This window comes from Flavobacterium rhizophilum (assembly GCF_046000485.1).
In the GTDB taxonomy this organism is placed as follows: Bacteria; Bacteroidota; Bacteroidia; order Flavobacteriales; family Flavobacteriaceae; genus Flavobacterium; species Flavobacterium rhizophilum.
The window spans coordinates 136,719-150,734 of record NZ_JBELQB010000002.1; the positions used below are offsets into that span (position 1 = coordinate 136,719).

A 14,016-nucleotide genomic window follows, 5' to 3' on the forward strand; every position below is an offset into this window, starting at 1 on the left:
AATCATCAATCAAAAAATGAACAGTTCAATTAAAACACAGGAGTCTTATGAACATTGAAAACACAAAGGCGCAAATGCGTAAAGGGGTATTGGAATTTTGCATCCTTTCCATTTTAAAGGAGAAAGATGCCTACACATCAGAAATTCTTGATACCTTAAAAAACGCAAAGATGCTGGTGGTAGAGGGTACGGTTTACCCTTTGCTTACCAGACTTAAAAACGACGGACTTCTAAGCTATCGCTGGGAAGAATCAACATCGGGGCCACCAAGAAAATACTATGGCCTAACCGATGAAGGAAAAGAATTTTTAAAAGAATTAAGTATCACCTGGACAGAATTGTCCGACGCAGTAAACGTAATAACAAGTCAAAACTCACAGTCATGAACAGAACAGTAAGTATAAATTTAGGAGGCTTTTTCTTTCATATAGATGAAGATGCCTATCAAAAACTAAATCGTTATTTTGATGCTATCAAACGATCTCTGTCACCAGATGGCAAAGAAGAGATTATGAATGATATTGAAGCCAGAATTGCGGAGCTTTTGTCTGACAAGATCAAAAACGATAAACAGGTTGTAGGTACCAGAGAAATCGACGAAGTTATTGCCATTATGGGGCAACCGGAAGATTATAAAATTGACGAAGACACTACAGCAGATTCTTCATCATCTTATTCCGGTAGCACTTACTACAATCCGGAACATCGAACAAGGAAGTTTTACCGTGACGGAGAATCAAGTATTATTGCGGGTGTATGTGCCGGTATTGGACATTACTTCAGGATAGATCCTTTATGGGTAAGGATAATCTTTATTATTTCACCATTTATTTCATTCGGTACCAGCTTACTGGTTTATATCCTTCTATGGATACTTATACCAAAAGCTATTACCACTACTGAAAAACTTGAAATGAAAGGCGAACAGATAAACATCTCCAATATCGAAAAAAAGGTTCGTGAGGAAATAGACAGTATTTCCTCAAAACTTCAAAATGTAGACTATAACAAACTGGGAAACGACGCAAAAACCGGAGCCGAAAGAATAGGTAATGGTATAGGCAGTGTATTTATGGCTATTTTTAAAGCTATTTCAAAAATAATTGGGGCTGTTATCCTTATATTTTCTGCCATAACACTTGGGGGGCTTATAATATTTTTCTTCACTGTTCTATTTACATCAGCCGTACCGGGCGGACCTTGGCATGATGTTATGAACTTTGCTAATTATACCGAAGTACCACTATGGATTTTAGCTTTAATTGGATTACTAACTATAGGCATACCGTTTTTCTTCCTTTTCCTTTTAGGCCTGAAAATACTGGTAGAAAATCCTAAACCTATAGGTAATGTTACTAAATATACCCTGTTAGCAATATGGCTAATTTCAATTGCCTTCTCAATTTATCTAGGCATTAGGCAGGCTACCGAAGTAGCTTATGATGGTAAGGTCATGAAAAAAGAACAGATACTTATTAATCCTACAGATACATTAAACATTAAATTCAGATATAATGAGTTCTATGCCAAAACTGTAGACCGCAATACTGATTTCAGGATTACACAAGACACAACAGGCAACAACCTGATCTTCTCAAACAGCATACAGTTATTCTTTATGAAAACCGACGCCGATACTCCATATCTACAAGTTGAAAAAGTAGCCGAAGGGGGCACTATAAGCGACGCTAGGGAAAGAGCCGAAAAAATAAACTATAATTTTGATTTAGAAGGAAATAAATTAACTTTAGACAATTATTTGGTTACCGATTTGAAAAACAAATTCAGGAGTCAAAGAGTCAAGGTTTATGTATACCTACCGGAAGGCACTATTATAAATGCTGACAAAAGTATTAGGCACTACCACAGGAGCGATTACTCATTATACATTCCTTATAATGACGAAAGCCACATATACCAGCTAAATGGTGATGATCTTGATTGTCTTGACTGCCCGGAAGAGGAAATGGAAGATGAAGAAATGGAAGAAAACAACCTTGAGGCTCATGGTCATATAAAAGTATCTGAGGGCAATACCAATATTAGTATCCAGATAAAAGACAAGCAAAAAGATACAATCAATTAAAAACAATAAGTTAAAACAGCTAAAACCAAAATCATGACAAAAATTATAACTCATATCACAAAAGCCGTAATAGCCATAGTGACCGCTTTATTATTCTCATCCTGCGGATTTGGGATAAACGGAGACGGAAATGTAGTAACTACCGAAAGGAATGCCGACGGCAATTTCACATCGGTATCAGGGAACCGCGGACTTGAAGTTGTTATTGAGCAGGGAAACCAAAAATCAATAGTTGTTGAAGCCGACGAAAATTTACAGGAACACATATCAACAAAAATTGAAGGTAGCGAACTTGTTATTACAACCGATGTAGGCATACAAAAAGCATCTTCCAAAAAGGTTATAGTTACTATGCCGGTTATAGAAAGAATAGCTTCATCATCGGGCGCTAATATAATTAGCAAAAACACTATTAAAAGTGAGAACCTGGGCTTATCTTCGAGTAGTGGCAGTCAGCTTGAAGTAAGTGCAGAAGCAGTAAATGTAAGAGCAGAATCAAGTAGTGGCAGTTCTCTTAAAGTAAGTGGAAAGGCTCAGAAACTGGAAGCTGACGCTTCCAGCGGAAGTAATATTAATGCAAAAGACTTAGCAGTAAACGCAGCCAACGCCGAAGCTTCAAGTGGTAGTTCGGTTTTGGTTAACACAAGTAACAGCCTTGATGCCGAAGCATCAAGCGGAGGATCGGTATTATTTGCAGGAAACCCTGCAACAGTAAATAAAAACACTTCTTCGGGGGGTACTGTAAAACAGGATTAACCTCCCCGCCATTTCTAAAAAACACTGCTGACCACAGTGTTTTTTTTATTTAATCATCAATCAAAAAACTATCAGCCATGAAAAAATTAATTATTCTTATGGCCGCATTAACAACAGGCATTGTTAATGCTCAGGATAAATTCCCGGAAACCCAAAAAGAACTCGAAGCTAAAATAATCACCTTAGATAGCCTGGCATTTGAAGCCTACAACACCTGCGACCTAGAAAAATCCAGAACTTTTTTCACTGAAGATGTAGAGTTTTACCACGACAAGGGAGGTATTAGTAAAGGCTGTGATAAACTGATGGAAAGCATACGTAAAAACATTTGCAACGGTTCGCAGAAAATACTGCGCAAACCTGTACTAAGCACCTTTGAGGTATACCCTATGGTTGGGTACGGAGCCATACTAAGTGGTGACCACGAATTTTATATTGTAGAAAACGGTGTGGAAAGAAAAACCGGAACGGCAAAATTTACTCACTTGTGGCTTTTGGAAAACGGAAAGTGGAAAATGTCACGCATACTCAGTTACAATCATAAACCAGCAGAATAATTTTATCGTTTACTACGTTATAACACCGGTCACCGCCGGTGTTTTTTTTTATATTTGCCACAAACCGTTTCTAAATTATAATATGAAAAAGTTTATAATAATCGTATTCTCTGTACTGGTTAGCACAGTAGCTTTCGCACAGCGTAAGGACAAAATAAAAGGAACCAAGAATGTTACTGTTTCTCAAAGGGAAGTAACAGCCTTTGAAAATATAGAAGTAGAAGACAATGTTGAAATCTTCCTTGTTAAAGGTGCCGGAGAAGGCATTGAGATTGAAGCAGACGACAACCTGCATGACGTTATCCGGACAGATGTAAACGGAAGTACACTAAGGATTTACACTTCTAAAGATGTTAACCGTTTTGAAAAATTTATTGTTAGGGTTACCTATACCGAAAATCTTAAAAGTGTAACGGGAAGGCACGAAACTGTTATTAATTCCCTTGCCGATCTTGAAGTAGATACTATCACCGTTAAAAACTTTGATTACTCTAAATCCTACCTAAACGTTAAGGCTTCTAACTTTAGCCTTTATCTTAATGATAAAACCAAAGCCGAAATAAATTATAAAGGAGATGATTGCATTTTTGAATTAAGTAAAAAAGCCAACCTTAAGGCGCTGGTAGCAGCATCAAACTCCTCTAAGTTTGACCTGTATCAGGAAAGTGAAGCAGTCATAGAAGGCGATGCTTTAAATGCTCTTTTAAGGGTAGACAACAGCGCTTCGTTTACCGGAGCTAAATTCACGGTTAAAAACCTTGAACTGGTTGCCGAAGGATATTCAAACACAAACGTTATGGCTGCCGAAACAGCAATAATAACAGCTAAAGGAAAAGCAGAAATAGGCTTTTACGGAGATGCTAAAATAGAGCTTAAAACTTTTGCTGACAGCGCTTCAATTTACAAGAGAGAACTATAAGTAAAACATCTATAAAACAAAAAAGCAGTGCTGTTGCACTGCTTTTTTTATATCATTATCATAAATTATTAATGACTATCAAGTGTAGCAAGGTAACGCTCGGCATCAAGAGCTGCCATACAACCTGAACCTGCTGCTGTAATTGCCTGCCTATATTCTTTATCCTGAACATCTCCGGAAGCAAATACACCCGGTAAGTTGGTTTTGGTAGATTTACCCTGAGTAATAAGGTAACCTGTTTCATCCATATCAAGCTGACCTTTAAAAATATCAGTATTCGGTTTATGACCAATAGCTATAAATAAACCTGTTACAGGGATTTCTGTTTTCTCTCCTGTCTGGTTATTTACTGTTCTTAAACCTTCAACAACCTGCTCACCAAGTACCTCATCAACTTCAGTATTATAAAGTACTGTTAGGTTAGGAGTATTTTCAACACGGTGTTGCATTGCTTTAGAAGCCCTCATGAAATCTTTTCTTACAAGCATCGTAACATTTTTACAGATGTTAGCAAGGTAAGTAGCCTCTTCGGCAGCAGTATCCCCCGCCCCTACGATAGCCACATCCTGACCTCTGTAAAAGAAACCGTCACAAACCGCACAGGCCGAAACTCCACCACCTCTAAGGCGTTGCTCACTTGGTAATCCAAGATATTTAGCTGTAGCACCAGTAGAGACAATTACAGTTTTTGCATGTACTTCCTTATTATTATCAATGGTAGCTTTATGCCATCCGCCGTGTTCTTTACTAAGTTCAATGGCAGTAACCATTCCTATACGTACTTCTGTACCAAAACGCTCAGCCTGCTGTTGTAGCTGCACCATCATGGTAGGACCGTCAATACCTTCAGGGTATCCCGGGAAATTATCAACTTCTGTAGTTGTGGTTAACTGACCTCCAGGCTCCATACCTGTATATATAACCGGATTCATATCTGCCCTTGCAGCATAAATAGCCGCAGTATAACCCGCAGGGCCTGAACCGATGATAAGACATTTTATTTTTTCGATAGAATCAGACATAGTTTTAACTGTTAGTTTTAATTCAAAGAGTTGCAAATGTAAGTTTTAATTAAAAAAATAACTACACTTATATATCAGATTTGACTATGCAAAAATAAATTTTTACTATAGGCTTTGAAAATTGATTTTTAGTAGTATATTTGCAACCTCTTAACAGAGAAACGGGGTGTAGCGTAGCCCGGTTATCGCGCCTGGTTTGGGACCAGGAGGTCGCAGGTTCGAATCCTGCCACCCCGACAAAAAGCTTCAGTGAAAACTGGAGCTTTTTTTATTTTAATCACCTTACAAAATGTATACAGTATATATAATCTACAGCTTGTCTAAATCCAAATACTACATCGGTCAGACAAATAATATTGACGACAGGATTAAAAGGCACAATAATAAACAATCCTTATCAACAAAAAATGGGGGTCCCCTGGAAACTTATCTACACTACAAAATTACAAACACGCTCTGAAGCTGTTTTAATGGAAACAAAAATTAAGAAAAGAGGGGCTAAAAGATACCTTCAGGATATAAATTTCAACTATGAAATATAGCGTACAACGGAAAATGCGTCCCGCTTAAGGCGGGAAGGTCGCAGGTTCGAATCCTGCCACCCCGACAAAAAGCTTCAGTGAAAACTGGAGCCTTTTTTATTTTAATCACCTTACAAAATGTATACAGTATATATAATCTACAGCTTGTCTAAATCCTACATCGGTCAGACAAATAATATTGACGACAGGATGTAATGATGTAATCATAGAAATATATCATGATGGCGACATAGACAGTAAGTATTATATGTTTTATTTAAATTTTACCTTTTACCTTGTTTCTGTGATTTTCACCCCAATTACTCAATTCAGTCAGTATATTTTTCAGTGTATGACTATAGTCTGTAGCTTCATAAATAATGGTAACCGGAGTTGTTGGATACACATTACGCTTAATCAGAAAATTTAATTCGAGATCTTTCAGTTCATTAGCCAATACTTTTGGCGAAATGCCTTTTATTTCCTTCTGAATTTCATTAAAGCGTTTTGAAGAATGCATAAGACAAAGCACTAATGGCAATTTCCACTTTCCATTTAAAACATATATAGCATCAAAAACGTTTTTGAGCGACCCTGCACATTCTTCTTTCGTTGGAAGTACTTTATTTTCAATTGTTTCCATAGAGCAAAGATAGCAACTTCCCCAAAAGTAACCGCTTTCCATTAGGTAACTACTATCTTTTACACACCTCCATACCATACCTTTGCTCTTAAATACAAATCATTTTTACACTTATGAATATGAAACAAATTCTCCATATTAAATCAAGCCTGATGGGTAAACAATCGTATAGTATTAAATTAGGAGATACTATAGTGGAACAAATTCAGGATAAATACCCCGGAAGTACTATTGAAGAGTTAAACCTTGTAGAGCTTGGATTACCACACCTCACTCCGGAAGTACTAGGCACCTTCTTTATTCCTGAAGAGCAAATGACTGAAAATGACCGAAAATCTATTCGTCTCTCAGACCAACTGGTTGAACAATTAATGAAAGCTGATATTATTGTAATGGGTGCTCCGCTTATCAACTTTACAATCCCCTCATCTCTAAAAGCATGGATTGACCATATTACCAGAGCCGGAGTCACTTTTGGATATGGGGAAGACGGCCGCCCTGTTGGAAAGGTAACCGGAAAAAAAGTATATGTAGCCATGGCATCAGGCGGCATCTATTCAGAAGGTCCGGGAAAAGTTAATGATTTTGTTGCTCCTTACCTGAAAGCTTTTCTTGGTTTTTTGGGAATGACAGACCTTACAGTATTCCGTGCCGAAGGTCTTAAAGTTCCCGGAGTTAAAGAAATGGCTATGAAAAAAGCTATTTCAGATATTATAATTGACTAATTACATTATCTTAAGTCAGGTTTAAATGTTGGATAGATTTCGTTATATCCGGAACACGTAACCATAACCTTTGCAAACCTATAACTTATTAATATAAAAAATTTTGTAATTACCTAGAGTCTTTCTGCCATACCAACAAAAAGCTCCGGTTTTCACTGGAGCTTTTTGTTATTTTATTCTTTTTTAAAAGCCTTACTTCTCAATAGCTGTTTCGCTTTGTTTTTAACGCCTTTCCCCGCCCCATATTGAAATAATTCTACTACAACTTCTTTAGAGACATCTTTATGATCCAAAATTAATTCCTGAAGTTTTTTATGGTTAGAGGCTATAATGCTTTCCGTAACCTGATTTGTTAAACCATTCGTTAACAAATCTTGTCTTATAGCCTCATTAGGTTCATCCACAATACCCGGTTTTAATAAAATACGGGTATCAGTATATGGTTTTAAAGTAAATAGTAAACTATTTAGCTTTTCTATTAATTCCAGTCGGTTTTGGGTTGTAAACTCCAGTTCCGGGGCTTCCCAAATACCTTCATAGTCCATTGTATTTGTTATGCTGTTAAACTTTGGCAATAGCAAAATAACCTGTAGTTGATATGCGCCGTTTATATCGGCTTCCGGTTGCCAGCATACATCAATTGCTTTTAATAGTGTTGATGAATTTACAAGTAGCAAACTACCTGTAAATTCATGTATAGTTTCTTCTGTCGGATCTGTTTCGGTTAACAAATTCCATCCTACCGACCAACCCGATGGTATTTTTAATGGCTGAAGATTCATTTATAAACAAGTAATTATAGGTTCTTTTTCAACTCTTTTTTTGCTATTACAGGAAAAGTATGAGAAACATAACAAAATAAATAGTGATAATTAATCATTCTGCCTCTAAAAATAAAAAACTACAATGGAAACCTGAACTTTTTACTTTATTGTTTTTAAACTTATGCTAATATTTTAATTTTACCACAGCACTCACAAACACCTTACATATCTAAACCAACCGAAATGACACTTAACGAAATTATTATCAATCATCTGGAACAAGTAAGACGAAGGAGTATTATTCTTTGGAAAAGCCTCCCTAAAGAATATTACAACTGGAAACCTGATAATAATGCCATGACAGCAATAGAATTAATACGCCATGTATTACAGGCTGATTACGGATGGAACATAATTATCAATAAGGGAGACATGACAAACTACACTACACCTTGGCAAAATCTTCCTTATACAAACGTACAGGATGAACTGGAATTTGCAGCACCTCATCGTCAAACGTTTTTGGATAGTATTAAAAAGTTCACTCAAAAAGAACTTGAAGAAACACAAATAATACATCCCGGTAACAGAGAAAAAAAGAATCTTGCCGCATACTTGCTTCGCATAGGTTATCATGAATCTGTTCACGCCGGCCAGTTTCTTTCCTATTTAAGAGCAATGGGTATAGATCCTCCTTTTATATGGGATTAAACTAATCTTTACTATTTTTGCCGCCCTTTAACAAAATCCAACATGAAAACTTTCCCTGTAACAAGATCGATCCTTAATGCAAAAGAACTTGGCGACTTTATCATTTTGCAATATGATTTAGAAAACAACACCAGTTGTTCCCTTTTCCGCACCGGGATGAATCACACCTATATGTTAACAGGTAACAGCAACAAACATGTACTTAGGTTATATTGCCATAACTGGCGCACTAAACAGGAAATTGAAGAAGAAATAAGCCTGCTTCTGTCTCTAAAGGATAAGGAACTGAATATCTCTTACCCTATCCCTGATGCAAACGGTAATTACATTCAGGAAATAAACGCACCCGAAGGGATTCGCTATGCCGTTGTTTTTTCATTTGCTGAGGGAGGGAAAGTCCGGTTTATAGACGAAGACACCTGCTTTCACATTGGCATAATAATGGGTAAATTTCATCAGGCAACAAAAAGTAAAACCTATAAGCGAGTTAGTTATAATACACTAACACTTACCGAACTACCATACCAATATGCCAATACCTATTTTCATGATGACCTTCCTGAAATGCAGTATCTAAAAGCTTTGGGTAAAGACATAAAGCAACTGTTTGAACAGACACCTTTAGAACAGGGTGTGGTACACCTTGATATGTGGTACGACAATATGGCGATTACCAACGAGAATGAAGTAACGGTATTTGATTTTGATTTCTTTGGTAACGGACCATTGATATTAGACGTAGCTTACTTTTGTAAACACCTCTTTATTATTGAACCAAACAAAGAGGTATACAGTAAAAAAGCCCAGGCTTTTATAAACGGACATCAAAGTATAAATACACTTTCACAACAGGAACTAAATATTATTCCACACGCTGCTGCGGCTGTTTTTATTTTTTATCTGGGAGTACAGTCGCAACGTTTTGACTGGTCTAATATCTTCCTATCGGAAAACTACCTTAAAATGTATGTAGGCAGGATTCAAAGCTGGATGGAGTATCACACTAAAGAGTAACAAGTTTAATTATGTAATTACATAAGAAAATCCCTATTTTTGACATCACACTTTACAAAACCAATAAAATGAAATTTTCAAACCAATTAGTATTACTATTTACTGCATTATTATTAATTAACTGTTCCAAAAAAGAAGACGTTTGCCATATAAACGGTACTGTTGTTGACACTGACACTGAATCTGTAATACTCGTGAGACCCTATGAAGACTTAACTGAGCCTGCTATAGATATACCTGTTATTGATGGTAAATTTGAGTATATAGCCCACATAGAAAACCCTGAAAGCTATCAGCTTTTTTTAGGTAAAGCAAAGGAGACGCGAGGAGGTCAATTTACATTGATATTCCTTGAAAACACAGATATAAATATTACTGTACATTCAGAAGAAAATTTTGATAAAAACACAGTAGAAGGAGGGCAGTTAAATAAAGAGTATAAAACAATTAATGATGCATATAATACAAAACTGAAAAGCCTCAACCAAGAGGAAACAAAGCTTAAGGAGGAAGGAAACTACAGAACAAAAGCATTCCTGGATGCTGATAAGCTAATGTCAACCGATAAAAATACTTGGCTAAAAAAAACAGATAGTTTAAGAAGACTTAATCAAGTATACACTACTAAAGGAAAGGCTTTTAATGAAAAAGTTTCTAAAATTATAAAAAGTAGAATAAAATGGGCAGAAAACAATCCTTCCTCTATTGTTTCTTATTACCTGCTTTTAGAAAATGTAATAAACCAAGACATTATTGACGTTAACAAAACCTACAAGCTTTACGAAAAGTTATCAAATAACTTTCCTAACCATCCTTATAATGAGGTAGCACTTAATCTTATTAAAGGAAAAAGCATTAAAGCGGGTAAAAAATTTATAGACTTTACAGCACCTGATTTGAACGGTAACCCGATAACACTATCAACCCAAATTAAAGGAAAAGTAGCTTTACTTGATTTATGGGCAACATGGTGTGCCCCTTGTATTGCAAAAAGCAAAAGCATGGTACCTGTGTACAATGATTTTAAAGACAAAGGCTTTACCGTAATTGGCGTTGCAAGAGAAAAGGATAATACAGAAAAACTTACTAAATTTCTTGAAAAAGAAAAATGGCCATGGTTACAATTAACAGATGTAGATGGAGAAAATAAAATATGGCAAAAATACGGTATCCCAAGCGCTGGAGGAGAAGTATTCCTTATTGATAAAACCGGAACTGTTTTAGCAGTAAACCCAACAGCCGAAGAAGTAAGGCAACATTTAGAAAAAATACTCAACTAATACAGTTAAAAAGACCTCCCTTACTCAGGAGGTCTTTTTTTTATTAAAACATATCTACAAAACATTTACTACCTTTGAATTTTGCAAACAACGGCAGTTATGAAAACCATTAAAAACACAACGCTCGAAGAATTTTATAAAGAAGCCGTAAACTTTACAGGCAAGGATTTAGACACTCTTTTACCTCCGGGTATAAGTAAAGAGGTAGGGCATTTTAATGTGTTTGATATTTCGGAAACCATAAAACAGGTAAAGCAAAAAAATGTAATGCCCTATAACAGGAGGGCCTATTACAAAATAAGCCTGATTAGAGGGAAAAACCGCGCTGAGTATGCCGATAAGGTGATTAACGTTGAGAAAAACGCCCTGCTGTTTGCCACACCAAAAGTACCTTACCACTGGTATCCGTTAGACGAGAACCAGGGAGGATTATTTTGTGTTTTTACTCATGAGTTTCTAATCAAAAATAAAAGCGGACTGGTAATAGATGAGCTGCCAATATTCCAATCGGGCGGGTATCCCGTTTTTGAGATTGACGATGCCATGGCAGATGAAATAGAACTCGTTTTCAGGAAGATGCAAAAGGAAATCAACTCTGATTACGAATTCAAGTATGACCTGTTACGCAATTACCTTACAGAGCTTATACATTACGGACAAAAACTACAGCCTGCCTCTACCCTTCGGTCAGAGCAAAATGCATCGACACGTATCATATCTCTTTTTATAGAGCTATTAGAACGCCAATTCCCTATAGAGTCGCCTACCCAAAAACTACAGTTACGCACAGCAAAAGAGTACGCCGAAAGACTTGCCATACATGTAAATCACCTCAACAAAGTGCTAAAGGAAAGTACAGGTAAAACCACTACCGACATTATAACCGGACGTATTTTACAGGAAGCAAAAATCCTTTTAAAGCAAACCGACTGGAACGTATCTGAAATAGCCGACAGCCTGGGCTTTGAAGAAGTTGCCCATTTCTCTAATTTCTTTAAAAAACAAACCTCACTGGCTCCGCTTACCTTTAGATCATAATCCTATATTTGAATTTTACAAATAACCGATTGATGTTTGCAAACCGTACCATGGTTTTTTGACGGAACTTTGTACCATAAAATAATAACAACTAAAAATTGATTTTTATTAATATGGAAACAAGAACCAAAATAGCTATAGTTACAGGCGGTAGCCGTGGCTTAGGCAGAAACATGGCAGTTAGCCTTGCCCAAAAAGGGATTGATGTAATATTTACTTATAATAGCAATAAGGAAAAAGCAGACGAGGTAGTTGCAGAAATCAAATCATTAGGACAAAAAGCTATTGCTTACCAGTTAAATACTGCCGACACTTCATCTTTTGAAGGGTTTATTAAAGAGGCTACCAAGCATCTGGAGGAAAACACAGGAAGCCCTAACTTCGATTTTCTTATCAATAATGCAGGAACAGCGTTATATTCCAGCTTTGAAGACACTACCGAAGAACAGGTAGACGAGGTATTCAATATTCACTACAAAGGAGTATTTTTCCTTACACAAAAGGCATTACCTTATATCAACGAAGGCGGACGTATTATAAACATTTCTTCAGGACTGGCACGTTTCTCTTTTAACGGATCATCTGCCTACGGATCTATGAAAGGTGCTATCGAAGTACTTACAAGATATCTTGCTAAGGAATTAGGCCCGCGTAAAATTGCTGCTAACATTGTAGCTCCGGGTGCTATTGAAACCGACTTTGGCGGTGGTCATGTAAGAGACAACAAAGAGGTTAATAATCAGGTAGCTTCTGTTACCGCTTTAGGCCGTGTAGGCTTACCGGATGATATTGGCGGAGTAGTTGCCTTTTTATGTACCGATGAAGCACGCTGGATAAACGGACAGCGTATAGAAGTATCGGGCGGTATGATGCTGTAAAACATAATTTCTTTATTTTAGAATGAGCCGGACTAACGTCCGGCTTTTTGTTTACAAAAAATTTCTATCTTTAAATACATTACTCCTGTTAACCAACCAATACCAACATGGAAGAACTAAACTGGCTAAAAATCCTCATATCGGTTATTGCTGCAATCGGGTTATTTACCCACAGTCTCGAAGGCTTTTCGGACACCTTAAAAAGTGAAGCCGACTCTAAAATAAAATCACTTCTTACAACCCTGTCACACTCCAAAATAAAAGCTTTTTTATTAGGGTTTGTAGCCACAGCACTCATACAGTCCAGTAGCGCAGTGATTTCCATAGTAGTTTCGTTTGTAGATTCGGGGGTATTACTTTTTGAGAGTTCCTTACCCATACTTTTAGGTAGTAACCTGGGAACAACCGTTACGGCTTGGTTGGTTTCTTTCCAAATGGAAGCACTGGGGATCATACTGCTTGCCTTAGGTTTTATTATGGGGTATTTCCCCGAAAAGATAAAACTATATTCAAAACCTGTATTTTACATGGGGCTTATACTGTTTAGCCTTGAACTGATAAGTATGAACCTAACCCCTATTAAAGACAGTCCTGATTTGGTAGATTTCCTCGGCTATGCTTCAAATCCGTTCATCGGAATTTTATATGGTATCATCATTACGGCTATTTGTCAGTCAAGTTCGGTTACCGTTGGTTTAACCATAATATTATGTTCCCAAAATATTTTGGGGCTGGACAGCGCCATAGGTATTATAGTAGGTTCTAACATAGGTACCACCACAACAGCCTTTATAGCTTCGTTAAAACTTGGAAAAGTAGCCAAACAAACAGCATTAGCTAATCTTGCCTTTAATGCTATAGGCGTAGTTATATATTTACCGTTTTACAAACTGTTTGAAAATCTCATATTAAGCATATCATCAAACATTACTTATCAGGCAGCATTGGCACATTTAATATTCAATTTAATCATAGCTATTGTATTGCTACCGGTTTGCCATCAGTTTGCATCATTGTTCAAGCCTAAAGGAGAAATGTTACCCTAAACAGGCATAACTATGGTTTTGAATATTTAAGCTAAATTTGCAGAAATTATTACAAA

General features: G+C 36.7%; 16 protein-coding genes and 1 tRNA gene. 14 read left to right on the forward strand and 3 right to left on the reverse strand.

From position 1 onward, the window contains the following. The first annotated feature begins 47 nt into the window (after nt 1-47). From ABS768_RS02755 to ABS768_RS02775, 5 genes are all read left to right on the forward strand, one after another. On the forward strand, nt 48-386 hold the full coding sequence (locus ABS768_RS02755) for a PadR family transcriptional regulator (RefSeq protein WP_035130213.1): 339 nt from the start codon (nt 48-50) through the stop codon (nt 384-386). After that, a complete protein-coding gene (locus tag ABS768_RS02760; protein ID WP_408073447.1) occupies nt 383-2,086 on the forward strand; it encodes a PspC domain-containing protein in 1,704 nt (567 codons plus the stop codon). The genes ABS768_RS02755 and ABS768_RS02760 overlap by 4 nt, the downstream gene beginning before the upstream one ends. Before the next feature lie 33 nt (nt 2,087-2,119). Continuing rightward, on the forward strand, nt 2,120-2,842 hold the full coding sequence (locus ABS768_RS02765; protein WP_408073448.1) for a head GIN domain-containing protein: 723 nt from the start codon (nt 2,120-2,122) through the stop codon (nt 2,840-2,842). A gap of 77 nt (nt 2,843-2,919) precedes the next feature. Further along, nucleotides 2,920-3,399 carry a nuclear transport factor 2 family protein gene (locus ABS768_RS02770; protein ID WP_408073450.1) on the forward strand — a complete coding sequence of 160 codons (480 nt, stop codon included), beginning with the start codon at nt 2,920-2,922 and terminating at the stop codon, nt 3,397-3,399. An 82-nt stretch (nt 3,400-3,481) separates the two neighbouring features. Next, on the forward strand, nt 3,482-4,318 hold the full coding sequence (locus tag ABS768_RS02775; protein WP_408073451.1) for a GIN domain-containing protein: 837 nt from the start codon (nt 3,482-3,484) through the stop codon (nt 4,316-4,318). A gap of 68 nt (nt 4,319-4,386) precedes the next feature. Here ABS768_RS02775 and trxB read toward each other — a convergent pair whose 3' ends face one another. Continuing rightward, nucleotides 4,387-5,340: a thioredoxin-disulfide reductase gene (gene trxB / locus ABS768_RS02780; protein ID WP_408073452.1), complete on the reverse strand. Its 954-nt coding sequence runs from the start codon at nt 5,338-5,340 to the stop codon at nt 4,387-4,389. A gap of 162 nt (nt 5,341-5,502) precedes the next feature. On the opposite strand from trxB, the gene ABS768_RS02785 reads away from it, so the two are divergent. Both ABS768_RS02785 and ABS768_RS02790 read left to right on the forward strand, forming a co-directional pair. After that, a tRNA-Pro gene (locus ABS768_RS02785) sits at nt 5,503-5,577 on the forward strand. Nucleotides 5,578-5,629: 52 nt separating this feature from the next. Then, nucleotides 5,630-5,800 (forward strand): GIY-YIG nuclease family protein, encoded by a 171-nt coding sequence (locus tag ABS768_RS02790; protein WP_408073453.1) that lies wholly within the window; start codon nt 5,630-5,632, stop codon nt 5,798-5,800. 338 nt (nt 5,801-6,138) lie between these two features. Here the strand turns inward: ABS768_RS02790 and ABS768_RS02795 are convergent, their stop codons facing one another. Further along, complete coding sequence (locus ABS768_RS02795; protein ID WP_408073454.1) at nt 6,139-6,504, reverse strand: winged helix-turn-helix transcriptional regulator; 366 nt, start codon at nt 6,502-6,504, stop codon at nt 6,139-6,141. A 119-nt stretch (nt 6,505-6,623) separates the two neighbouring features. Between ABS768_RS02795 and ABS768_RS02800 the strand changes: the two genes are divergently transcribed. After that, nucleotides 6,624-7,229, forward strand: coding sequence for an FMN-dependent NADH-azoreductase (locus ABS768_RS02800; RefSeq protein WP_408073455.1), 606 nt, complete (start codon nt 6,624-6,626; stop codon nt 7,227-7,229). A 173-nt stretch (nt 7,230-7,402) separates the two neighbouring features. Here ABS768_RS02800 and ABS768_RS02805 read toward each other — a convergent pair whose 3' ends face one another. Further along, on the reverse strand, nt 7,403-8,011 hold the full coding sequence (locus ABS768_RS02805) for a hypothetical protein (RefSeq protein ID WP_408073457.1): 609 nt from the start codon (nt 8,009-8,011) through the stop codon (nt 7,403-7,405). Nucleotides 8,012-8,236: 225 nt separating this feature from the next. Here ABS768_RS02805 and ABS768_RS02810 point away from each other — a divergent pair, with 225 nt between their 5' ends. The 6 genes from ABS768_RS02810 to ABS768_RS02835 all read left to right on the forward strand — a co-directional run bounded on the left by ABS768_RS02810 (nt 8,237) and on the right by ABS768_RS02835 (nt 13,960). After that, complete coding sequence (locus ABS768_RS02810) at nt 8,237-8,704, forward strand: DinB family protein (RefSeq protein ID WP_408073458.1); 468 nt, start codon at nt 8,237-8,239, stop codon at nt 8,702-8,704. 42 nt (nt 8,705-8,746) lie between these two features. Beyond that, complete coding sequence (locus ABS768_RS02815; protein ID WP_408073459.1) at nt 8,747-9,718, forward strand: phosphotransferase; 972 nt, start codon at nt 8,747-8,749, stop codon at nt 9,716-9,718. A gap of 68 nt (nt 9,719-9,786) precedes the next feature. Then, nucleotides 9,787-10,998: a redoxin domain-containing protein gene (locus ABS768_RS02820; RefSeq protein ID WP_408073460.1), complete on the forward strand. Its 1,212-nt coding sequence runs from the start codon at nt 9,787-9,789 to the stop codon at nt 10,996-10,998. Nucleotides 10,999-11,097: 99 nt separating this feature from the next. Then, nucleotides 11,098-12,036 carry a helix-turn-helix domain-containing protein gene (locus ABS768_RS02825; protein ID WP_408073462.1) on the forward strand — a complete coding sequence of 313 codons (939 nt, stop codon included), beginning with the start codon at nt 11,098-11,100 and terminating at the stop codon, nt 12,034-12,036. 113 nt (nt 12,037-12,149) lie between these two features. Further along, nucleotides 12,150-12,914: an SDR family NAD(P)-dependent oxidoreductase gene (locus ABS768_RS02830; RefSeq protein WP_408073463.1), complete on the forward strand. Its 765-nt coding sequence runs from the start codon at nt 12,150-12,152 to the stop codon at nt 12,912-12,914. 107 nt (nt 12,915-13,021) lie between these two features. Next, a complete protein-coding gene (locus ABS768_RS02835; RefSeq protein WP_408073464.1) occupies nt 13,022-13,960 on the forward strand; it encodes a Na/Pi cotransporter family protein in 939 nt (312 codons plus the stop codon). Nucleotides 13,961-14,016: the final 56 nt, after the last annotated feature.